Source organism: Amycolatopsis sp. FU40, from assembly GCF_021903635.1.
GTDB lineage: Bacteria > Actinomycetota > Actinomycetes > Mycobacteriales > Pseudonocardiaceae > Amycolatopsis > Amycolatopsis dendrobii.
Genome location: NZ_CP091381.1, coordinates 1808543 through 1832873, shown reverse-complemented (window position 1 = coordinate 1832873; position 24331 = coordinate 1808543). Strand labels below are relative to the sequence as shown.

The following is a 24331-nucleotide window of genomic DNA, read 5'->3' as shown; positions in this document are numbered from 1 at the left end:
TCCCGCCCGGTCAGTACCAGCGCAGCACGGCCGCGCCCGCGGTCATCCCGGAGCCGATCGCCGCCATCATCACCAGGTCGCCGCGCTTCGCCTCCAGGCCGCTGAGCACCAGCGGGATCGACGCCGAACCGGTGTTGCCGCTGTAGACACCGGGGACCGGGCACTTCGCCGGGTCCAGCCCCATGGTCTCGACGCAGTCGGCCAGCATCTGCGGATTGGCCTGGTGGAAGACGAAATGGTCGATCTGCTCCAGGGAAACCCCGGCCTGCTCGGCCACCTCGTGCACCAGCTTCGGCACCACGTCCTCGAAGTACTCCCGCACCGGGCGCCCGTTCATCACCATGTACCGCTCGCGCGAGTCCACCGTCTCCGCGTCGAGCGGACGGCGGCTCCCGCCGGCGGGCTGGCCGACGAAACCGGCGTGGCACCCGTCGGTGATCAGGGTGTGCGCGAGCAGGCCGTAGCCGTCGGGGACGCGGCCGACCCGGGTGGCCGCCGCGCCGTCGCCGAACACGGTGACGGTCTTGCGGTCGGGCTTGTAGAGCACCTTCGAGATGGTGTCCGACCCGATCACCAGCACCTCGTCGAGGTTCGGGTCGGCGGAAAGCAGCGAGTGCGCCATCACGAACGAGAACACGTACCCGGAGCAGGCGGCGCTCAGGTCGAACGCGAACGCCCGGCCCAGTCCCATCCGGCCCTGCACGATCGCCGCGGTGGACGGGAAGCTGTGGTCCGGCGTGCTGGTGCCGAGGATGACCGCGCCGACGCTGGCGCGCTTTTCCGGGCAGTCCGCGTACAGTTTCTCCACCGCGATGCACGCCATGTCCGAAGTGGACACGTCGTCTGCGGCGTAGTGCCGTTCGACGACTCCGGTGCGTTCGAGGATCCAGTCCGGCTCCTGCCCGACCCAGGCGCCCACCTGGTCGTTGCCGACCACCCGGGGCGGCAGGTAGCCGGCGGCGCCGAGAATTCCTGTGGACATGGCGAAGCTCCTTCTGGCAAGGCGAGCGAGGGAATAGGCCGGTTCAGCCGGAAAATTACCAGCCGGTCGGCGAACGGTTCAAGGAAATGCGCGCACGACGACGGTAATCGGGTGTTTCAAATGGTGACTCCGCCGCCGCAGGTCAGCACTTCCCCGGTGACGTAATCGGAATCCGGTCCGCAGAAAAGGTAGATCGAGCCGGCGGCCTCGGCCACCGTGCCGAAGCGGCCCAGCGGCACCGTCGCGCGGATCCGTTCGAGCACATCTTCGTTGATGCCGATGGGGATTTCCCGCGAGCCGACGGTGATCGTCTCGTTGTCGCCGACCGCGCGGATCAGCCGGGTGTCGATCAGCCCGAACGCCACCGAGTTCACGTTCACGCGATAGCGGCCCCATTCCTTGGCCAGCGTTTTGGTCAGCCCGAAGACGCCCGCCTTGGCCGAGGCGTACCCGGCCTGCCCGACATTGCCGAAAACACCGGCGATCGAGGAGACGTTCACGACTTTCCGGTGCACCCGGCGGCCTTTTTCCTCGTCCGCGCGGGCTTGGTCCCGCAGCACCGGCTGGGCGGCGCGCAGAATGCGGAACGGCGCTTTCAGGTGCGTGTCGAGCACCGTGTCCCACTGTTCGTCGGTGGTTTTCTGGATCACGTTGTCCCACGGGAACCCGGCGTTGTTCACCACGATGTCGAGGCCGCCGAACTCGCGGACGGCGGTCTGCACGAAGTGCTCCGCGAACCCGTCCGCGGTCACGTCGCCGACGCACGCCGCCGCGGCGCCGCCCGCCGCGGCGATCGCGGCCACGGTGTCGTCCACCGCCCGCTTGTCCATGCCGTTGACCACGACCGCGGCTCCTTCGGCCGCCAGCCGTTCCGCGACGCCGCGGCCGATGCCCCGGCTGGACCCCGACACGATCGCGGCCCTGCCCGCCAGTGGTGTGCTCACTGCTGTCCTCCGGTGTTCGTCGTCTGCCCGGCCGCGACGGCCGGTTCGGTCCGGGGCAGGAACCAGGCCACCGCTCCGCAGAGCAGCACCAGCCCGGCCCCGGTGAGCTGAGCCGCCGAGATCGCCCCGGCGAAAGCCGAGCGCGCGTGCTCCGCCTGCCCGCCGGACCGCGCGCGGGCGAGCGCCTCGGCCAGCGAGCCGGCCTCGAGGTCGCCGGGGAGACGCGCGGTGAACAGCGCCGCGCTCACCGCGCCGAGCACCGCCACCCCGAGCGACGCCCCCGTTTCGTGCAACATGCCCTGGGTTCCCGACGCCGCCCCCGTCTGCTCCGGCGGCACCGAGCCGAGCAGCGCGTTCGCCACGAGCGGCCCGGCGATGCCGAGACCGCACCCCGCCGCGAGCAGCCCGGGAGCCAGCGCCGGATAACCCGCCGACAGGGGCACCAGCGCGATGGCGGCCAGGCCGGCGGCGGCGAGCGTCATCCCGGCGGTGATCCCGCGCGCGGCCCCGAGCCGCGCGCCGACGCGGGCGCTGACGAGGCTGCCGCAGACCAGCAGCCCGGCGGCCATCGGCAGCGTGCGCACCCCCGCGTCCAGCGGCGAGTAGCCGAAGTCGAACTGCAGATGCTGGGTGAGCAGGAAGATCGACCCGGCCAGCCCGAAGGCCGCGAGCAGGCTGGTGACCACCGACAGCCGGAACGCGGGCACCCGGAACAACGCCATGTCCAGCATCGGTTCCCGGGCGCGTTTCTCCTGGCGGACGAAGGCGGCGAGCAGCGCCGCCCCGAGCACCAGCGAGGCCGGCACCTCCGGGGCGGTCCAGCCCCGGCCGGGCGCGGCGATGACCGCCCAGCCGATCCCGACCATGGCCGCGGCCGAAAGCAGCGCCCCCGCCACGTCGGGCCGTCCGCCCGGCCCGCGGAACTCGGGCACCCAGGCGCGGGCGAAGACCAGGCACAGCACCGCGATCGGGATGTTCAGCGCGAACACCGCCTGCCACGGGAACCGCGCCAGCAGCGCGCCGCCGAGCAGCGGCCCGAGCGCCTGCCCGCCCGCCGCCACCGCGGTCCAGATCCCGATCGCGCGCGGCCGGTCCCGTTCGGAGAACACCCGGGTGAGCACGGCGAGCGTGGCCGGGACGACGCACGCGCCGCCGACGCCCATGCCCGCCCTGGCCACGATCAGCTGCACCGGCTCGCCCGCGGTCACCGCGAGCACGGAAAACCCGGCGAAGAGCGCCAGCCCGGCCAGCCACATCGCCCGGTAGCCGACCCGGTCGCCGATCCCGCCCGCGGCCACCGCCAGCGAGCCGACCGCGACGGTGTAGGCGTTCACCATCCACTGGACGTCCGCCGTGGTCGCGCCGAGTTGCTCGACGATCGACGGGATCGCGACGTTGACCACCGTGTTGTCCAGCACGGTCATGAAGAGCGTCAGGCACAGGGCGGACAGCACCCACCAGCGCCGGGGTCCGGCGGGGGTCATGGCCGGCTCCGTCGCCGCGGACGGGCGGTTTCGGGGGCTTGGCGGGGCGCCGCGTCGAGACAGTTCTTCAGCAGCACAGCCGAATACCCGCCGAGGCCGGGGAAATCGCCGTGCCTGCCCGGGTTCGCCGTCGCGCGGGCACTCGGTTCGGCAGCCGTGCTCCTCGGCCCGGAGTCCTTCGCCGGCACCACCGAACGCCCTCCGACGGCCAAGGACTCGCCGCCCGTCCTCATGCCCGGCTCCGGCGCCGCGCCAGCCGGGCGCGCCCTGCCGCTGCCCGAGCGCCCAGATCCGCCGCCGTCCGCCCGGAGTCGGCGGGCTCGGCCTCCTGCCCGGCGGCAGCGATGGCCCGCGCCTGCGCGGCGACCGTCGTGTGCCGGAACAGGTCCACCACCCCGAGCCGGACGCCGGTGGCCGCGCTCAGGCGGCTCTGCAGTTTCAGCAGCACCACCGAATGCCCGCCCAGGTCGAAGAAGTTGTCGCGCACGCCGACGCGTTCGATGCCGAGCAGGTCGCCCCACACCTCGCTCACCGTCCGCTCCAGCCGGTCGGCCGGCGCGACGTATCCGCTGTCGCCGCCGGGGCGGGCGCGGTCGGGCACGGGCAGTGCGCGGCGGTCGAGTTTTCCGCTCGGCGTGCGCGGCAGGGACGGCACCTCGGTCAGCACCGCGGGCACCATGTACTCCGGCAGGCGCTCGCCGAGGAAAGCGCGGACCGCGGGCAGGTCGGCGGTTCCGTTGCGGGGCACCACGAATCCCGCCAGCCTGGTGCCGCCTTCGTCGGTGTGCACGGTGACCGCCGCTTCGCCGACGTCGGGGTGCGAGGTCAGCGCGGCCTGGATTTCGCCGAGCTCCACCCGGAAGCCGCGGATCTTGACCTGGTCGTCGATGCGGTCGAGGTATTCGAGGAACCCGTCCGCGCTCCAGCGCACGAGGTCGCCGCTGCGGTACATCCGGGAGCCGGGCGGGCCGAACGGGTCGGGCACGAACCGGTCGCCGGTCAGCGCCGGCCTGCCGAAGTAGCCGCGCGCGACCTGCGGTCCGGCGATGAACAGCTCGCCGGGCACGCCGGGCGGTGTCAGCTGGAGCCCGGTGTCGAGCACGTACATGCGCATGTTGCCCAGTCCCCGGCCGATCGGCACGCGGTGCGGCCAGCTGCCGGGCGCGGGGTCCAGCAGGTGCGCGGTCGCGGCGTGCGTTTCGGTGGGGCCGTAGAAGTTGTACGCGCGGCGGTCGGGGCGGGCGAGGAAGAACTCGCGGATCGCGTCGGTGACCATGAACGCCTCGCCGCCCTGGAGCACGTCGGTCAGCGAGTCCAGTCCGCTGCCCTGTGCGGTCGCGGCCTCGATCATCGCCTCGATCGCCAGCCGCGGCGCGAAAAGCTCGTTCACCCGGTGCCGGTCGATCCAGCGGACCAGTTCGTCCGGGTCCCGGCGCACCCGCTCCCCCGGAATCGCCAGCGCCTTGCCCATCAGCAGGGTGACCAGGGTTTCCTGGACCGAGAAGTCGAAGCTGATCGCGGTGAACTGCGCGGTCCGCCAGCCGGGGCCGCCGCGCAGGGTCGCGCGGTGCCAGTCCAGCACGTTGACGATGCCCGAGGTCGGCATCACCACGCCCTTGGGCCTGCCGGTGGAACCCGACGTGTAGATGACGTAAGCCGGGTTGCCCGGCAGCGCCGGGCGCACGCGGTCCGCGTCGGTCGGCGCGGTGTCCGCTGCGGACAGCGCGTCGAGCGTTTCCGTTCCGGTCACCACCAGCCGCGGAGCGCCTTCCGGCACCAGGTGTTCCAGCCCGGGCGCGGTCAGCACCAGCCGGGGCTTGCTGTCGGCGATCATGTAGCGGACGCGGTCGGCCGGGTATTCCGGGTCGATGGGCAGGTAGGCCGCGCCCGCTTTGAGCACCCCCAGGATTCCGGCGACCAGTGCGAAGGACCGCGGCAGCAGCAGTGCCACCACCTCTTCGGTGCCGACCCCTTGCCCGATCAGGTGGCGGGCGAACCGGTTCGCGGTCCGTTCGAGCCCGGCGAAGGTCATCGAGGCGTCGTCTTGGATCAGCGCCGTGGCCTCGGGAGACGCGGCGGCCCGTTCCTCGAACAGCTCGGCGACGCTCGCCGTGGTCGCTTCCCGGCCCACGTCGTTGAATTCGACGAGCAGCCGGTGTCGTTCTTCCTCGGACAGCACGTCCGGGGCGCCGATGCGTTGCGCCGGGTCGGCGGCCAGCGCGCTCAGCAGCCGTCGCCAGCGCCGGATCAGCAGGTCGATGTCCTCGTCGTCGAACAGGTCCGTGCTGAACTCGATGTCGCCCTCGATCCCGCCCTCGCCCGGCCGTTCGGTCAGGCTCACCACCAGGTCGAACCGGGAGGTCCCGGTGGCCACGGCGATCGGCTCGCTGTCCGCATCGGACAGGGAAAGCTCCGGGCTGCCCGCGTTCTGCAGCACGAACATGATCTGGAACAGCGGGTGGTGCCCGGTCGAGCGCACCGGGTTCAGCTCCTCGACCAGCCGCTCGAACGGCACCCGCTGGTGCTCGTAAGCGGCGAGGTCGGTTTCGCGGACCCGGTCCAGCAGTTCGGCGAAGGTCGGGTCGCCCGCGGTGTCGGTGCGCAGGACCAGGGTGTTGACGAAGAAGCCGATCAGCTCGTCGAGCACCTCGTCGGTCCGGCCGGCGATCGGGCTGCCCAGCGGCACGTCGGTTCCCGCGCCGAGCCGGGTGAGCAGGGCGGCGAGCCCGGCGTGCAGGACCATGAACATGGTGCACCGGTGCTGCCGCGCCACCCGCGCCAGCGCGGCGTGCAGTTCGGCGTCCCAAGCGAATTCGACGGTCTGCCCGCGCTGGCTCGCCCGTTCCGGTCGCGGCCGGGCCATCGGCAGGGTCAGCTGCTCGGGAGCGCCCGCCAGCCGTTCGCGCCAGTACGCGATCTCCGCCTCGGCTGACGCGTCGCGCTCGAGCCGTTCGGTCTGCCAGAGCGTGTAGTCGGCGTACTGCACCGGGAGCGGTTCCCAGTCCGGTGCCCGGCCGTCGAGCCGCGCGCGGTAGGCGGTGGCCAGGTCGCGGCTCAGCGGCGCGAGCGACCAGCCGTCTCCGGCGATGTGGTGCAGCGACAGCAACAACGCGTGCTCGCCGGGGGCGGTGGTGAACAGGTAGGCGCGCAGTGGCGGTTCGGTCGCCAGGTCGAAACCCTCGCGGGCGGCGGTTTCCAGTGCCGCGGTCAGGTCGGCGGGGCCGACCTCGGCCGTGCGCAGCCGGGGCCGGGCGCCGGGGAGCACGAGTTGTTCCGGTTCCCCGTCGGTGTCCGGGAAGACCGTGCGCAGGCTTTCGTGCCGTTCGGCGAGGTCGGCCAATGCCTGTTCCAGCGCGCCGGTGTCCAGTTCGCCGCGGAGCCGGAAAGCGAGCGGCATGTGGTAGGCGGCGCTCGGTCCGGACGCGTGGTGCAGGAACCACAATCGGCGCTGCGCCGAGGAAAGCGGCACGCGGCCCGGTCGCGGCCGGGCGGTCAGCCCGGTCTCTTCCGTGCGGTGCTCGGCGATGCGCGGGGCGAGCGCGGCGACCGTCGGGGCTTCGAACAGCGCCCGGATCGGCACGTCCGCGCCGAGCACCGGACGGATCCGGCTGACCAGCTTGGTGGCCAGCAGCGAATGCCCGCCGAGGGCGAAGAAGTCGTCGTGCACGCCCACCTCGGGCACCCCGAGCACGCCGGCGAAAATGCCGCACAGGGTCTCCTGCAGCGGGGTCGCCGCGCCGGTCGCGGCAGCCGGCTCCGGCGGCCGCGGGCCGGGCAGCGCCGAGACGTCGAGCTTGCCGTTCGCCGTGACCGGCACGGTTTCCACCGGCGTCCAGGTCGCGGGCACCAGTTGCTCCGGCAGCCGTGAACGCGCGAACTCGCGCAGTCCGGCCGGGGCCGAGGGCACCACGTAGGCGTCCAGGCGCAGGGAACCCTGCCCGTCGTCGCGGGCGAGCACCACGGCCTGGCGCACCGACGGATGGGCCCGCAGCACCGCCTCGATCTCGCCGGGCTCGACGCGCAGGCCGCGGATCTTCACCTGCCGGTCGCCGCGGCCGATGTAGGCGAGGCTGCCGTCCGCGCGCCAGCGGCACCGGTCGCCGGTGCGGTACATCCGGCTTCCGGGCGGGCCGAAGGGGTCCGGCGCGAACCGCTCGGCGGTCAGGTCCGGCCGTCCGGCGTAGCCGCGGGCGACCTGCACCCCGCCGATCCACAGTTCGCCGTCGACGCCCGGCGGGAGCAGGCGTCCCCCGGCGTCGGTGACGTAGAGCAGGGTGTTGGGCGCGGCGAAGCCGATCGGCACGTCGGGTTCGCGCTCGCGGTCGCACGGCCACCAGGTGACGTCGACCGACGCTTCGGTGGGCCCGTACAGGTTGTGCAGGCGGGCATCCGGCAGCACCTCGGCCACCCGGTCCCGCAGCGCACCCGGCAGGACCTCGCCGCTGCACACGATGTCGCGCACGCTCGTGCAGCCCGCGGCCGACGGTTCCTCGGCGAACGCGCCCAGCATCGACGGCACGAAGTGCAGCACCGAAACGCCTTCGGCCCGGATGAGCCCGGCGAGGTACCGGGGATCGCGGTGCCCGCCGGGTTCGGCCAGCACCAGCCGGGCGCCGGTGATCAGCGGCCAGAACAGCTCCCACACCGAAACGTCGAAGCCGATCGGCGTCTTCTGCAGCACGACGTCGCCCGCGGTCAGCTCGAACGCGCGCTGCATCCAGTCGAGGCGGTTGACCACCCCGGGCTCCTCGACGACCACGCCCTTCGGCCGTCCCGTCGAGCCGGAGGTGAACATGACGTACAGCGCGCGGTCCCGGCGTCCGCCCGCGGCGGCCGCGTCCTCGGGCAGGTCGTCGGCCGCGAGCCAGCCGTCGCCGGGCAAGCCGTCGCGGAGCTTCGCGAGGGTCAGGCCGGTCTCCGCGCCGGCGTCGGCGAGCATGGCGGCGATCCGCTCGGCCGGGAGTTCGGGATCCACCGGCAGGTACGCGAGGCCCGCCTTCAGCACGCCCCAGAGCGAGGCCATCAGCTCCGGCGACCGCGGCAGCGCGACGGCCACCACCGAGCCGCTCGCGCGGGCGGACAGCACGCTCGCCACCCGGTCCGCGCGCCGGTCCAGTTCGGCGTAGGTGAGCCGTTTTTCGCCGGAGACCACCGCGATCGCGTCGGGCTGGCGGCGCACCGCTTCGGCGAACCGTTCGACGAGCGTGGCAGCACCCGGATCGGTCCGCTCACCCGTGCCCCAATCGAGCACCTGCCGGGCTTCGGCGGCGTCGAGCACCGGTACTGCCGAGAGCCTGCCGTCCGGGTGCGCCGTCACCGTGTCGAGCAGCCTGCCGAAGTGCGCCGCGAAGGCGCGCACGGTCGCCTCGTCGTAGAGATCGGTGTCGTATTCGAGTTCTCCGGCGAGTTCACCGTCCTTTTCGGACAGATAGAGGGTCAGGTCGAGTTTGGCGGTGCCGTTCGGGACGAACGAAACCTCGGTCTCGGCTCCGGGCAGCGCCAGCTCGGCGTCTTCGCCCCGGACCACGAGCATGGCGCGGAAGAACGGGTTCGCGCCGAGCGCGCGATCCGGCCGGAGCCGGTCGACCAGCTTCTCGAACGGCACGTCCTGGTGGCGGTAAGCGCCGAAGCAGGCTTCGCGGACACGGCCGAGCAGGGTGGCGAAATCCGGATCGCCCGCCAACGAAACCCGGATCGGCAGGGTGTTCAGGAAATAGCCCGCGACCCGCTCGAAATCCGGATCGGAGCGAGCCGCCATCGGAGTGCCCGCGACTACGTCGTCGACGCCGGTACGCGCGCCCAGCGTCGCTTGGAAAGCGGCCAGCAGCACGATGAACGGGGTGCACCGGTGGGCGCGCGCGAGGTCCTTCACCCGCCCGGCCGCCTTGCCGGGCACGGTGAAGCGGTGCTGCGCGCCGCGGAAGGACGGCGCTCCGGTGCGCCGCCGGTCCGGCCGGAGCCCGGTGTCCGCCGGCGAGTCCGCGAGGTTCGCCGCCCAGTACTCCAGCTGTTCCGCGAACGCGTCGTCTTTTCGTTGCCTGGCCGCGAAATCCGCGTACCCGGTGTCGGACGGCGGCAGTTCCTCGCCGCGGTAGGCACGGGCCCAGTCGTCGAAGAGCAAAGACAGCGAGTGCGCGTCGCACACCAGGTGGTGCAGGACGACGCCGATCAGGTGGTCCCGCTCCCCCAGCCGCCAGACGGTCACCCGCACCAGCGGTCCCGCCGCCAGGTCGAAGCGGTGCTCCGCCTCGGCGCGCAGTTCCTCCTCCGCCCGCGCCGGATCGCCGATCCGGACAGCGGCGACCTCGGCCGTGTCCAGCAGGACCGGACGAGGATCGCCGTGCTCCGCGTGCACGACCGTGCGCAGCACCTCGTGCCTGGCCACCACCTCGGCCCACGCCGCGGCCAGCGCCGCGACGTCCAGTTCGCCGCGGACCCGCACCGCCACCGGCACGTTCTGCGCGTGCCCGGTGGCGTCGAGCTGGTGGGTGAACCACAGGCGCTCCTGGCCGAAGGACAGGTTCATCGCAAGGCACTCCTCACTCGGGAAGACCGGTCAGCCAGGCCGCGCCGTCCATCTGGCGCCGGACGCTCAACGGACGCATGTCGGTCCAGACGCTCTCGACATGCGCAAGGCACTCCGCCTTCGGGCCGTGGAAACCCGCGTCCCGCCAACCTGCGGGAAGAGCACGCTCACGCGGCCAGATCGAATACTGCTCCTCGCCATTCACCACCACCGTGTAAACAGCAGCGGAATCGTCGTCCTCGAAAGCCATGTCCATCTCTCCTCGGGATAAACCGCTCACCGCACGGCGGCGAGCGGGACGGCGGGTCGTTCCACGACCGCCTCGATCAGGGTCAGCACTGATTTCGCCAGCCCGGCGAACTCCCGGACCGTCTCGCGCGGCGGGCCCAGATGCCCGGTCGCCGCGCAGTGGAACGCCGGGGTCGCCGTGTCGATCGCCAGCACCGCGGCCGTGCCGGGCGCCGGATCGAGCCGGGCCCCGGTTTCGGTCACGGCGAGGGCGACCGGCATCGGACGGTTCGCCAGGCCGTGCAAGGGATAGCGCGCGGGAAGGTCGCGCAGGTAGCTGCCGCGCAGCCCGGCCAGCTCTCGCGAAACCGCGGCGGTCGCGCCCGCGAAGCCGAGTTCCGGCGGCAGTTCGACCGGGAGCGGCACGTCCCTCGCGACCAGCGCTTCCAGCCCGGCCACCGACGCCCGCCGGTCGTCGTCGCTGTAGCGGACGGTGCCGTACCGGGAGCCGAGGCAGACCAGCCACGCGGTCAGCAGTTCGGCCGCCGGGTCGCGCAGCCGGTCCACCAGCGCGCGCGGGACCAGCGTGGTTCCGCGGGTCACCGGCGAAGGAGTCCACAATGGACGAACCAGCGGGTCCGGGGCGGCGGCGCAGGCGGCGAGCCGCTCGAGCCAGAAGCCTTCGCGGTGCGCCCATTTCCCGAACCAGCCGGTGAACTCCGGCGCACCGAGGCGGTCGCCCGCGGCCAGGACCGCGTCCGGGGAAACCGGCTCGCCATCCACTGTGGACAGGGCGGTCAGCTCGACGGAACCGTCCACGGTGCCCACGCGCACCTGCGGGCCGGTCAGCACCGTGCCCGGCTCGGCCTCGACCGGGCCAGGCCGCGGGCGCAGGCCGGTCACGAGGAAAGCCTCGCCGCCGGCGACGATCCGGGGGCGGCCGAACCGGTTGTCGAACCGGCCGAACTCGCCTGCCCGGCGCCAGCGGTCCAGTTCCGCCGCCGTCTGCCGGCCGGTGACCAGGCCGCCGTCCGGGAACAGCCGCCGGGCCGGGAAGTACGTGCGTTCGCCCGGATTCTGCGCGACCGGGACGAGCGCGTCCGCCTCCAGGTCGTCCAGCAGTTCCTTCAGCGAACGCAGCCCGTGCTCGTGACAGCGCACGTCCAGCGCGAGCGTGGTGTCGCCGGGCCCGACCGGGAACCTGGACTGCTTGAGCACCCGGCCCGCGTCGATCTCGGCGACCATCTCGTGCCAGGTCACGCCGTGCTCGGTCGCGCCGTGCAGCAGCGCCCACGTCGTCTGGTGCACGCCCGCGTACCGGGGCAGCAGCGAACTGTGCAGGTTGATCGCCATCCGCCGGGGCCGCGCCAGGTCCTCGGCCCGCAGCAGCACGTCGTTGGTGATGCTGAACAGGTAGTCCGGCCGGCCGGGCAGGTCGCCGAGCCGGGCAGCGGCCGGCACGCCGTGCTCCCGAGCCCAGTCGAGCGCGGGCGGATACCGGGTGACCACGCCGGTCACCCGGTGCCCGCGGGCGGCGAGCAGTTCCGCGCTCTCCACCAGCAGCGCGCCCCAGCCGATCAGCTGGCAGTCGTATGCCGTCACGGTTCGACCAGCGATCCCGACAGCACCTTGGCGACGGTGGCGACGTGCGGTTCGCGCAGCATCGTCTCGTGGCCGCCGGGCACCTGGTGCCGTTCGATGGTGCTCGCGTAGGACCGCCAGCCGTAGCAGTCCGTGCCGTCCGCGCCGCTTTCCTCGGCCTGGAGGAAGACCACGCGCCCGGAGTAGGGCTCGGGCCGGTACGACTGCCAGGCGGTCAGATTGCGGTGCGCGGCCACGAACAACCGCACCAGCCGGTCGGTGTCCGGACCGGGCTTCACGAGCCCGCGTTCGCCGGCCCAGTCCGCGTAGGCGCGCATCCGCTCGGCCACCGGGCCGGCGCCCGGCTCGGGCAGGTCGGACGCGGCGAGGTCGCGGGCGTCGAGCAGCGCGAGCACGATCTCGGCCTCGGTGGTGCGCACCGGCTGGTCCGGATCCGGCGGTTCGACGTCCATGATCACCACTTCGGCGACCCGCTGCCCGGCCGCGGCGAGCTGCCGGGCCATCTCGTAGGCGATGGCGCCGCCGAGCGACCAGCCGCCGAGGTGGTACGGGCCTTCGGGCTGTTCGGCGCGCAGATCCGAGACGTACCGGGCGGCCAGTTCGGGCACAGTGGCCGGGCCGTCCCCGCCGGACACCGACGGCGACTGCAGCCCGTACAGCGACCAGCCGGGGGCCAGCTGGGCGGCCAGCGCGTGGTAGCAGAGGACCGTGCCGCCGAGCGGATGCACCAGGAACAGCTTCAGGGCGCCCGCGGTGGTGTGCACCGGGACGACGCACGAGGCGTCCCCGCCGGGCGAGGCGCCCGCGACCGCTCCGGCGAGCAGTTCCACCGTGGTCGCCTTGAGCACGGTGGCCAGCGAGACCGTGGTGTCGCCGAACTCCGCCTGCAGCGCGCTCACCAGCCGGACCGCCAGCAGGGAATGCCCGCCCAGTTCGAAGAAATTGTCCCGGACGCCGACCCGGTCGATGCCGAGCAGGCCCTGCCAGAGCCCGGCGATCCGGCGTTCGGTTTCGTCGCGCGGGGCGAGGTACTCGGTCGCGAGGTCCGGCCGGGGATAGACGGTCTCGCCGGTTTCCCGTTCCGCCGCACCGGTTTCCGGACCGCCCGCGGCCTCGGCGATCCGCGCGGGCAGGTTCCCGGTGGACACGACCAGCTGCGGCAGCGGATCGGCGGCGAGCACCCGGCGCAGCACCTCCCGCGCCTCCCCGCCGTCCAGGCCGAGCTTCCCGCCGGCGCGCCAGCTGTCCCAGGCGACCGCGAGCCACGGCGTCTCTCCCGCGATCGACTGCTGCGCGGCGAACAGTTCGGCGTACACCGCCGCGGCCGCGTAGGCGCCGAAACCCGCCCCGCCGAGCACCGAGGAGATCGACGAGCACAGGAACACGAAGTCCAGCTCCCGCCCGGCGAACACCCTGGCCAGCACCGCGGCGCCGTCCGCTTTGGCGGCGAGATCGGCGCGGACCGATTCGGCGGTCGCGCCGGCCACCGGGACCAGCCGGTCGCCGGAAACCACCCCGGCGGCGTGGAAAACGCCGTCGAACCGGCCGAGCCGCTCCTCCAGCCGGGCGACCGCTTCGCCGAACGCGGCCTCGTCGGCGACGTCCGCGGCGATCGCGGCCACCTCCGAACCGGCGGACTCCAGCTCCCGGATCGCGCGGGTCTCGTCGGCGGTCGGGGCCGAACGCCGGATCAGGCCGATCCGCGCCCCGGCGAGCTCCCGCGCGATTTCGGAGCCCATCCGGCCGAGCCCGCCGACGATCAGGTAGCAGCCGTCGGGCCGCAGCATCGAGGACCCGGCTTCCGGCAGGGGAATCGCCGCGTATCCGGGCACCCAGCGGTGCTCGCCGCGGTAGGCGACGCACGGCTCCTCGCCCGCGAGCACTTCCGCGGAAAGCCTGCCCAGCAGCCGCGAACGCCGTTTGCCGGTCCCTGCCGGGGCGGCATCGACGAACCGGCAGCGCAGGCCCGGCGCTTCCTGCGCGACCACGCGCAACAGTCCGGAGATCATGCCCCGTTCGGGCGCCACGCGCGGTTCGTCGGCGATGGCGAGCCCGGAAACGGCGAGCACGGAAAGGTTCGCGGCGATTCCGGCCTTCGCGAGCGCCCTGGCGTGGAACAGCACGGCGAGGAAGGAGTCGTAGCCGCCGGGAGCGGCGTCCTCGTCCAGTGCCCCGGCGCCGTGCACGATGCGGTCCGGCGTTTCGCCCGCGTCCCGCAGTGCCTGGACGAGGCTTTCCCAGTCCGCCGGCGATTCCGGGTCCACGAGGTAGCCGTCCTCGCCGAGGTCGGCGAACGACCGTCCCCAGTGGACCGGGATGACCCGGCTGGCGCCGAGTTCGGCGACCTCCCCGGCGATCGTGTCCGTCCCGGCGACCAGCCAGGTGCCTCCGGCGCCGGCCGCGACCGGGCGGGCGGCGCGTTTCCACGAGGGCGCGTAGAACCAGTCCGCCGGATCGGCGGCCCGTTCCCCGGCCGGGACCGCGATCGCCGACGGCTTCGCGTCCGCGGGCGGTTCCAGCCAGTACCGGCTCCGCTCGAACGGATAGGCCGGCAGCAGCAGCCGCTTCCGCCGCTGTCCTTCGAACAACGACTTCCAGCGCACTGTCGCGCCGGAAAGCCACAACCTGCCCAGTGCCGCGGCGAAGTCGTACTCGGCGTCGGCCGAATCCTGCGGCAGCACCTCGACCAGCTCTCCGGCCGGCTGTTCCCAGCCCGGCGCCCAGGCGGTGGCTCCCGCCACCACCAGCACCTGCGCGGGGTCGTCCAGCAGCGGTTCGAGCACCTCGCCGAAGTCGCCGCCGGCCCAGATGCCGCTGGTCCAGAACTCCGGATCGGCCAGTTCGTCCTCGGTGACGAATCCGTCGCACGCCACCGAGCTCCACGGCGTCTCCGGCGCGGCACCGACCTCCGGCGCGCCTTGGCCCAGCAGCACGGCGACCGCCTGTGGCAGGTCCAGCACTCCGGTCAGGCACGCGGCCACCAGCTCGCCCGCCCCGGACGCGGCGATCTCGTCCGGCCGCAGGCCTAGCTCCACGAGACCGCGGGCCAGTGCGTAAAGCGTCACGAACCGCGCGGGGTGCTCGAAGCGCGGATCCACCGGTTCGTCCGCGGACGCGAGGAAAACCGCTTCGCGCAGATCGGCGCCGAGGCCCGGAGCGAGCAGTTCGCTGCATTCGTCCACTGCGGACCGGATCACCGGCAGCCGCCAGTACAGCTTCGCCGCCCTGCCCGGCACGACCGGGAAACCGCCGGGGAGCACCAGCGTCCAGGAGCTCTGCGCGTCGCCGCTTTCGCGCACCCGCACGAATTCCTCGCCGCCGTCGCGCGCCAGGCCGGCGGCCTCGGCGGTCGTCCTGGCCAGCACCACCCGACGCTGGTCCAGCGCGGTCCGGCCGAGTTGCAGCGTGTAGGCCACGTCGGCGAGGTCGATGTCCGGCGTGCCGGCGAGGTGGTCGGCCAGTTCCTTGGCCGCCGTCTCCAGTGCGCCGCGGCTGCGGGCAGAGAGCGGGAGGACCTGCCAGCCCCGGCCCGGGGTCGACGGCTGCCTCGCCGGGGGCTGCTCCAGCACGACGTGCGCGTTGGTGCCGCCGATGCCCAGCGCGGTGACGCCCGCGCGGCGCGGGCCCTCGCCGGGGAACGCGGCCGGTTCGCTGCTGACGAAGAACGGGCTGCCCTCGAGATCGGTGTTCGGGTTCGGGCGTTCGAAGTGCAGCGACGGCGGCACGACTCCGTGCTCCACCGCGAGCGCCGCCTTCATCAGCCCGGCGACCCCGGCGGCGGTCCCGAGGTGGCCGAAGTTGGACTTGGCCGACCCGAGCGCGCACGACGCGGGCGGCAGCGGACCCGGTCCGGTGAACGCCTGGGTCAGCGCGGTCACCTCGATCGGGTCGCCGAGCACGGTGCCGGTGCCGTGCGCCTCGATCAGCCCGATGCTGCCCGGTTCGACGTCCGCGGCGGCCAGCGCCTTGCGGATCACCTCGACCTGCCCGGCGACGCCCGGCGCGGTGTAGCCGACCTTCGCCGAACCGTCGTTGTTGATCGCCGAACCGCGGATCACCGCGTGCACCGGGTCGCCGTCGGCGAGCGCGTCGGCCAGCCTGCGCAGCACGACCACGCCGACCCCGCTGCCCGGAAGCGTGCCCTGCGACGCGGCGTCGAACGGGCGGCAATGCCCGTCCGGGCTGAAGATCCCGCCTTCGACCCATTTGTAGCCGACGTTCGGGATGAGGATCGACGCGCCGCCGGCCAGCGCCATGTCGCATTCGCCGGACAGCAGCGCGCGGGCCGCGACGTGGGTGGCCACCAGCGAGGTGGAACACGCGGTCTGCACGGTCATCGCCGGGCCGCGCAGGTTCAGCTTGTAGGACACCCGGGTGGCCATATGGTCCTTGTCCCAGGAGATCAGCAGGTGCGCGCCGTTGGAGTTGGGCACCGTCTCCTGGTTGACGAAGGTGTTGTTCCACATGTAGTCGCTGTGCCCGACCCCGGCGTAGACGCCGATGCCGCCGTCGAACTGCTCCGGGTCGTGTCCGGCGCGCTGCAGCGCCTCGGCCGAGCATTCCAGGAACAGCCGCTGCTGCGGGTCGATCAGCGCCGCTTCGCTGGGGCTGTAGCCGAAATAGCCCGCGTCGAAGTACTCGATGCCGGCGAGCGCGCCGCCGCGCGGCACGAAGTCCTCGGCGAACGCGTCGTCGCCGAACCCGGCCGCGCGGATCTCGTCCGGGGTGGCGGTGCTGATCGTTTCGAGGCCTTCCAGCAGCACCCGCCAGTACTCCTCCGGGCTGCTCGCGCCGGGATAGCGGCAGGCCATGCCGACCACCGCGATGTCGGTGTCGCTGGGTTTCTCGCTGCTGCGCACCGGTTTTTCCTCCTTCGGGACGGCTTTCGGCGTGGCGGGTTCGGCGAGTTCGCGGAGATAGGCCGCGAGCGTGCTGACGGTGGTGTGGCGGAACAGCTCGGCGAAGGGCACGGTCACCGGCAACGCCTCGGTCAGCGCGGTGTGCATGCGGATCAGCAGCAGCGAATGGCCGCCGAGGTCGAAGAAGTTGTCGTGCGGCCCGACGTCGCGGCGGGACAGCACGTCCTGCCAGACGCCGAGGACGAGCCGTTCCATCCGGTTGCGCGGGGCGACGCGCGGGGTCTCGCGGGCGGCGGGCCGAGGATCGGGCAGGCGCGAGCGATCGGGTTTCCCGCTCACCGTGCGGGGCAGCTCGCCCAGCCGGATCAGCGCGCCGGGCACCAGGTAGGCGGGCAGGCGCTCGCGCAGGAACGCTTTCACCGCATCGGTTTCCGCTTCCCCGACGAGGTACCCGGCGAGCAACCGCTCCCCCGCGTCGGTGGTCACGACCTTCGCCGCGGACTCGGCGACGCCGGGGAACGCGGCCAGCGCGGCCTCCACCTCGCCCAGCTCGATCCGGAACCCGCGGATCTTCACCTGGTGGTCGGCGCGGCCGCGGAACTCCAGCCCGCCGTCGGACCGCCAGCGCACCACGTCGCCGGTGCGGTACATCCGGGCCCCCGCGCGCCACGGGTCGGGCACGAACCGCGCCGCCGTGAGCGCCGGATTGCCGAGGTAGCCGAGACCGACGCCGGGACCGGCGATGCACAGCTCGCCGAACACCCCGGTCGGCGCGAGCCCGCCCGCGTCGTCGAGCACGCAGACCCTGGCGTGGCCGAGCGGGGCGCCGAGGTGCACGTCCGGCTGCTCGGTCGCGGTCAGTTCCAGGCTGGTGGCGACGACCGTGGTTTCGGTGGGGCCGTAGACGTTGACGACCCGGGCGGCCCCGGCGTCGAACATCGCGCGCGCGGTCGCCGCGGGCAGTTCCTCTCCCCCCGCGATGCAGGTGCGCAGGCCGTCGGGCAGATGCCCGGCGCGCAGCAGTTCGCCGACCACCGAGGGCACCGCGAAGAAGTACCGCGCCATCGCGGCCGCTTCCCCGGGCAAGGCGCCGATGTGCAGCGCGTTGTCGACGAGCACCACCCGGCCGCCGAACGCGAGCGGCACCCACAGGTCGAGCACGGAGGCGTCGAAGCAGACCGAGGAGGTCGCGACCGCGCCCGCCAGTTCGTCGTCGTCGAGCAGGTCGCGGCCCCAGGACAGCAGGTGCCGCACGGCATCGTGCGAGATGACTGTCCCTTTCGGACTTCCGGTCGAACCGCTGGTGTAGATGACGTAGGCGGCGCTCTGCCCGGACGGCGGCGGTTCGGGCAGCGGCGCCTCGTCGCCCGGGCCGTCGACCGCGAGCACCTTGCCCGGATAGCCGTCGAAGCCGCCCGGCTCGTCGGTCACCAGCGCGGGCGCGGCCGCGTCGGCCAGCATCAGCCGTCGCCGCCCGGCCGGGTACTCCGGGTCCAGCGGCACATACGCCGCCCCGGCGCGCAGCACCGCGAGCAGCGCGACCACCAGGTCCGGGGTGCGCGGCAGGCACACGCCGACCCGCGTGCCCGGTCCGGCCCCGGCCGCCCGCAGGCGCCGGGCCAGCCGCCCGGACTCCCGTTCCAGTTCGCGGTAGGTGAGGACGCGGTCCGCGTGCCAGACCGCCGTGGCGTCCGGAGCCGATTCCGCGGCCCGGAGCACCAGTTCCGGCAGGGTGGCTTCCGGCACCGGCACTTCGGGCCAGCCGTTCTGCCCCCACGCCAGCAGCCGGTCGCGTTCACCGCTGTCCAGCAGCGGCAGGGCGGACAGCCGGGCATCGGGGTTCGCGGCGATCCCGGCCAGCAGCGTGGCGAACCGGCGGCCGAGGCGTTCGATGGTCTCGGGGTCGAACAACGCGGTGGCGTACTCGAAGGAACACCGCAGGCCGTCCTCGGCCTCGCCCGCGTACAGCGAAAGGTCGAATTTCGCCGTGTTGTTGTTCTTGCCCTGGTATTCCAGGGAAAGATCGCCGACGCCGACCTCGGCGCTCGCCGGTCCCTGGAACACCAGGATGTTCTGGAACAGCGGGTCGTGGCTGGGATCGCGGTCCGGGGCCAGCTCCTCGACCAGCTTCTCGAACGGCACGTCCTGGTTGGCCACCCCGTCCAGGCACGTCCGGCGCACCCGGGCGAGCAGGTCGGCGAACGCCGGGTCGCCGGACAAATCGGCCCGCAGCGGCAGCGTGTTCACGAAGAACCCGACGAGGTCCTCCAGTTCCGGGCGGCCCCGGCCGGTGATGGGCGAGCCGATCACCAGGTCGTCCTGCCCGGCCGAACGCGACAGCAGCACCGAGAAAGCCGCGAACACCACCATGAACAGCGTGCAGTTGTGCGCCCTCGCCAGCGCGCGCAGGTCGTCGAGCACTGCGGCGGGGACCACGAAATCGTGCCAGGCGCCGCGATGGTCGCGTTTCGCCTGGCGCGGCCGGTCCAGGGGCAGCGCCGAGAGCCGGGGCGCGTCGCGCAGGTGCTCCCGCCAGTGGTCCAGTTGCCGGGCGAACTCCGGGGTGCCGGCCAGATCCCGTTGCCAGACCGCGAAATCCGGGTACTGCACGGCGAGTTCGGGCAGCTCGGGCGTCTCGTTCCGGGCGAAGGCGGCGTAGCACTCGCCCAGTTCGCGGAAGAAGATGTCCTGCGACCAGGCGTCGCACACGATGTGGTGGACGGTGATCAGCAGCTGGTGGTCGGCCTCGCCGAGCCGCACCAGCAGCGCGCGCAGCAGCGGCGGCGCGGCCAGGTCGAACGGGCGCGAGCCGAGTTCGGTCTCCAGGCGGGCGAGCTCGGCCGCCTGATCGGCGTGCGCGCTGAGATCGGCCACCGGCAGCGGCACGTCCACCCGGCCGTGCACCACCTGCACCGGCTCGCCGTCCTCGACGGCGAACCCGGTGCGCAGCGCCTCGTGCCGGTCGACCACGGCGGCGAGCGCCCGCTCGAGCGCGGGCCCGTCGAGTTCGCCGCGCAGCCGCATCCCCATCGGGATCAGGTAGAACGGGTTGCCCGGATCGACCTGCTGGACCAGCCACAGCCGGCGCTGGGCGAAGGACGCCGGGAACCGGTGGATCTCCGGGGTGTCGCTGTTCATCGGGTCGTCGCTCCTGTCGGCTCGGCCGCCTCGCCGCTCCGGCGGTAGCCGCCGCGGTCGACGCGGGTGATCGACGGCGCCGCCGGGGCGTCCTGGAGTCCGGCCACCGCGGCGGCGAGCTCGGCCACCGTCGGGCTGGTCAGCAGGGTGTGCAGCGGCACCTGGACCCGCAGTTCCTTGAGCAGGCGCGAAATCACCCGGGTGCCGAGCAGCGAATGGCCGCCGAGTTCGAAGAAGTTGTCGTGCAGGCCGACCCGGTCGATGCCGAGCAGGCCCGCCCACACCTCGGCGATCAGCTTCTCGGTGTCGGTCACCGGTGCGGCGTATGCGGTTTGCAGGTCCGGGCGCGCGTGCCCGCCGCCGCGGCGCGGCGCGGACCCGGCCTCGTCGCCCGACCACTGGTCGAACCGGGACCGCAGATCGCCGGTCGAGTTCACCAGCTGGGCGGGCAGGCTCCCGGCGAGCACCCGGTCGAGCACGGCGGTCGCGTCGGCCTCGTCGATCAGGTACTCGCGCAGGGTCGCCGCGGCCGCGTCGTCCCCTTCGACGGTCCAGCCCTCCCAGGCCAGCGCCGTCCACGGGGTGCCGCCGTCGGCGGACCGCGCGGCCGCGAACAGCTCGAGGTACAGATTCGCCGCGGCGTAGGCGGAGAACCCGATCCCGCCGAGCACCGACGCGATCGACGAGCACAGCAGCACGAAGTCCAGCTCCCGTCCGGAAAACACTCCGGCGAGCACCCGCACGCCCCGCGCTTTCGCGGCCAGGTGCGGTTCCGCGCTCTCCGGTGTCGCCTGCGCGAGCGGCACCACGCCGTCCGCGGTCACCACCCCGGCCACGTGGAACACGCCGTCGAACGGGCCGAGTTCCTGCTCCAGCTTCGCCACCGCGGCCGCGAAACCCTCGTCGTCGGCGACGTCGGCCGCCACGGTGGCCACCGTGGCGCCAGCCGCCTCCAGCCGCCGGATCGCGGCGATCTCCGCGGCGACGGAATCGTCCGGATCCGCCGTGGCCACATAGGAATCCCAGTGGTCGCGGGCGGGGACCGCCGAGCGCCGGATCACCCCGATCCGGGCCCGGCGGGCGGCCAGCAGATCGCCGATCACCGCGCCGATCCGGCCCAGCCCGCCGGAAACCAGGTAGCAGCCGCCCTCGCGCAGCCGCGTGGCTCCAGTGGCCTCCAGCCGGGCGGGCACGAAGCCGCGCACCCAGCGGGTGTCGCCCCGGTAGGCGACGCAATCGTCCGTGCCCGCCACGATTTCCGCGTGCAGGTGGGTCAGCAGCCGGGCGCGCTGCCGCGCCGAGGCGGGCGGGGCGGTGTCGACGAACCGGCAGCGGGCCTGCGGCAGTTCCTGGCCGATCACCCGGCACAGCGCCGCCGTCATGCCGCGTTCCGGCCGCACCTCGGTCTCGCCCGCCACGACCAGGCCGGACACCGACAGCACGCCGATCTCGACGTCGTCGACCAGCCCGCATTCGGTCCACGCCCGCATCAGCAGCACCAGGCCGTGGAAAGCGGTGAAGTCCCACTGCGGGCCGTCCGCCCCGAACACCACGCGCCCGGGCGCCGCGCCCTTCAGCCCGCGGAGCAGGCTCAGCCAGCCCGTCAGATCGCCGGGATCGAGGGTGTAGCGGTCGTCGCCGCAGTCGGCGAACTCCTCGGCCCAGCTCACCCGGATCACCCTCGCGGCCGAGCGGGCGGCGACCTCTTCCGCGATCGACGCGGCGTCCCCGGCGACCAGCCAGGTCTCGCCTGCCGCCGCGTCCGGCTCGGCCCGCGGCGGCAGGCTGCGCGAGAAGTCCGGCAGGTGGAACCAGTCCGCCGGATCGGCCTGCCGTCCGGTGACCGGCGCGGCCGCACCGGATTTGCCGGGCGCACGCGCGGAAAGCCAGTAGCCGGCGCGTTCGAAGGGGTAGCCGGGCAGGCTCGCCCGCCCCCACTCGCCGTTCGCGTGCAGCTTGGCCCAGTCCACCTCGACCCCGGCGAGCCACGCCCGGGACAGCGCTTCGAGCAGCACCGTCCGGTCGTCCGCGCGATCGTGCGCGGCGGGCGAGGACGCCAGCACGAGACCGTCGTCGGCGCGGTCGGGGTGCTGCACCAGCAGGCTCCCCAATGCGCGGCCCGGTCCCAGTTCGACCACCACCGGCGCGGTCAGCTGCCACATCGCGGCGATCTGGTCGGAAAACCGGACGGTGGCCACGCTGTGCCGGGCCCAGTGCGCGGGATCGGCCGCCTCGGCCGGGGCGACCCACTGGCCGGTGACATTGGACAGGTACGGGATCTCCGGCGTCTTGAGCTCCACCCCGGCGAAGTCGGCGCGCAGGCTTTCCTCCAGCGGGCGCATCATCGCCGTGTGGAACGCGTGCTCGGCGGGCACGCGGCGGCTGGCGATCCCGTCGGCGAGAAGGCGTTCGGCGAGCGCGTCGACCTCCTCGGCCGGACCGCCGACCACGCACAGCGAAGGAGCGTCCACAGCGGACAGTGACAGCTGGCCCTCCAGCAGCGGCTCGACCTGTTCGGCCGAGTTCATCACCGCGAGCAGCGCACCGCCGGGCAGACCGCCGATGTGCCGGGCGCGACGCGCCACCAGCCAGGCCGCGTCTGCCAGCGAGAACACCCCGGCGACCGCGGCTGCGACGTACTCGCCGACGCTGTAGCCGAGCAGCGCGTCCGGGCGCACGCCGTAGTGCATCCACAGCCGCGCCATCGCGTACTGGACGGAGAACAGCAGCGGTTGCGCGACGATCGTCTCGTCGAGCGGCCCCGCCTCCCGTTCCCGCAGCATCCGGGCGAGCGGGTCGGCGGGCAGTTCGCGCGGCGGTTCGGCCGGAGCGGCGAACAACCGCTCCCGAAGGTCGAAACCCAGGTGCGGGGCGAACAATTCGGCGCACCGGTCGAGTTCGGCGCGGAACACCGGCTCGTCGCGGTACAGCCCGGAGCACAGGTTCGGGTACTGGTCGCCGACGCCGGAGAACAGGAACACCACCGAGCGGGTCCCGGCGGGCCCGGCCGAGGTGAACACCTCCGGCGACCGGCTTTCCAGCGCCTTCGCCGCGCCCGCGGTGTCGGCCGCCACGACGGCGCGGCGGTGGGCGTGCACCCGGCGGCCGGCGGCGAGCGTGCCCGCCACGTCGGCCAGCGACAGCTCCGGATGCGCGCGCAGGTGCTCGGCCAGCCGGTCGGTGGCCCGCTCCAGCGCGGCGGGAGTGCGGGCGGAGAGCAGCACCGGCCGCGGTTTCGCGGTCTGCCCGCGCCGCCGCGGCGGCGGTGGCTCTTCGACGACGATGTGCGCGTTGGTCCCGCCGATGCCGAACGAGCTCATCCCCGCCCGGCGCGGCGTCCCGGTCACCGGCCAGTCGGAGAGTTCGCGGTTGACGTAGAACGGAGTCGAGGCGAAGTCGATGTTCGGGTTCGGCTCGCGGAAGTGCAGGCTCGGCGGGACCTTGCCGTGCTTGACCATCAGCACCGATTTGATGAACCCGGCCACCCCGGCCGCCGAGTCGAGGTGCCCGATGTTCGACTTCAGCGAGCCGATCGCGCACCGGTGCCCGCCGCTGGCGCCGAGCGCGCGGAAGGCGTCGGCGAGCGCGGTCATCTCGATCGGGTCGCCGAGCGGGGTGGCCGCGCCGTGCGTCTCGACGTAGCCGATGGTGTCCGCCTCCACGCCCGCGGCGCTGACCGCGTCGGTGATCACCTGGGTCTGCCCGCGCGTGCCCGGCGCGGTGTAGCCGACCTTCGCGGAACCGTCGTTGTTCATCGCCGAACCGCGGACGATCGCGTGGATCGTGTCGCCGTCGGCGAGCGCGTCTTCCAAGCGCCGCAACACGACCACGCCGACCCCGCTGCCGGGCACGGTGCCCTTGGCGGCGGCGTCGAACGAGCGGCAGTGCCCGTCCGGGGAGAGCACGCCGCCCTCCTCGTACACGTACCCGCGGACCTCCGGCAGGATCAGCGAGGCCCCGCCGGCCAGCGCGAGGTCGCATTCGCCGGTGAGCAGCCCCTGGCAGGCGAGGTGGATGGCCACCATCGAGGTGGAGCAGGCGCTCTGCACGGTGACCGCGGGCCCGCGCAGGTCGAGCTTGTACGCCGCGCGCGTGGCCAGGTAGTCCTTGTCCACCGACAGGATCATCTGCATCTGGCTGACGTCGGCCAGTTCGCTTTCGCTCGGGTAGATGTTGTTCCACATGTACGAGCTCAGCCCGACGCCCGCGTAAATCCCGGCCACGCCGCCGAACCGCGCCGGGTCGTAGCCGGAATCGTCGAGCGCGCCCGCCGCGCATTCGAGGAACAGCCGCTGCTGCGGGTCGATCAGCTCCGCCTCGCGCGGGCTGTACCCGAAGTAGGCGGCGTCGAACCGGTCGATGTCGCTGAGCACGCCGCCCCTCGGCACGAACCCGGGGTGGTCCAGCACCGCCGGATCGGCCCCGGCGGCCCGCAGTTCGTCCCGGTCGAACGTGGAGATCGACTCCACGCCCGCGGCCAGATTGGCCCAGAACCGCTCGGGATCGTCCGCGCCCGGGAACCGGCAGCTCATGCCGACGACCGCGATCGCGTCTACCGGATCACTCAC

At 73.3% G+C, this 24331-nt stretch carries 8 protein-coding genes; all 8 read right to left on the bottom strand.

The genetic code is table 11. The features are described from left to right. Positions 1-10: 10 nt before the first annotated feature. The 8 genes from L3Q65_RS09390 to L3Q65_RS09355 all read right to left on the bottom strand — a co-directional run bounded on the left by L3Q65_RS09390 (position 11) and on the right by L3Q65_RS09355 (position 24331). Positions 11-982, bottom strand: a complete 972-nt coding sequence (locus L3Q65_RS09390; protein WP_182895166.1) for a 3-oxoacyl-ACP synthase III family protein — start codon at positions 980-982, stop codon at positions 11-13. Between the two features lie 116 nt (positions 983-1098). Next, positions 1099-1926, bottom strand: a complete 828-nt coding sequence (locus L3Q65_RS09385) for an SDR family NAD(P)-dependent oxidoreductase (RefSeq protein ID WP_237599359.1) — start codon at positions 1924-1926, stop codon at positions 1099-1101. Then, on the bottom strand, positions 1923-3410 hold the full coding sequence (locus tag L3Q65_RS09380; protein ID WP_237599358.1) for an MFS transporter: 1488 nt from the start codon (positions 3408-3410) through the stop codon (positions 1923-1925). Before L3Q65_RS09380 ends, L3Q65_RS09385 begins: the two co-directional genes overlap by 4 nt. A 229-nt stretch (positions 3411-3639) precedes the next feature. Beyond that, on the bottom strand, positions 3640-9936 hold the full coding sequence (locus tag L3Q65_RS09375) for a non-ribosomal peptide synthetase (protein ID WP_237599357.1): 6297 nt from the start codon (positions 9934-9936) through the stop codon (positions 3640-3642). A 13-nt stretch (positions 9937-9949) separates the two neighbouring features. After that, complete coding sequence (locus L3Q65_RS09370; protein ID WP_370648180.1) at positions 9950-10192, bottom strand: MbtH family protein; 243 nt, start codon at positions 10190-10192, stop codon at positions 9950-9952. Positions 10193-10212: 20 nt separating this feature from the next. Beyond that, a complete protein-coding gene (locus tag L3Q65_RS09365; protein WP_237599356.1) occupies positions 10213-11766 on the bottom strand; it encodes a formyltransferase family protein in 1554 nt (517 codons plus the stop codon). Then, positions 11763-19763, bottom strand: coding sequence for a non-ribosomal peptide synthetase (locus L3Q65_RS09360; RefSeq protein ID WP_237599355.1), 8001 nt, complete (start codon positions 19761-19763; stop codon positions 11763-11765). The genes L3Q65_RS09365 and L3Q65_RS09360 overlap by 4 nt, the downstream gene beginning before the upstream one ends. Further along, positions 19760-24331, bottom strand: a complete 4572-nt coding sequence (locus tag L3Q65_RS09355; RefSeq protein WP_237599354.1) for a type I polyketide synthase — start codon at positions 24329-24331, stop codon at positions 19760-19762. Before L3Q65_RS09355 ends, L3Q65_RS09360 begins: the two co-directional genes overlap by 4 nt.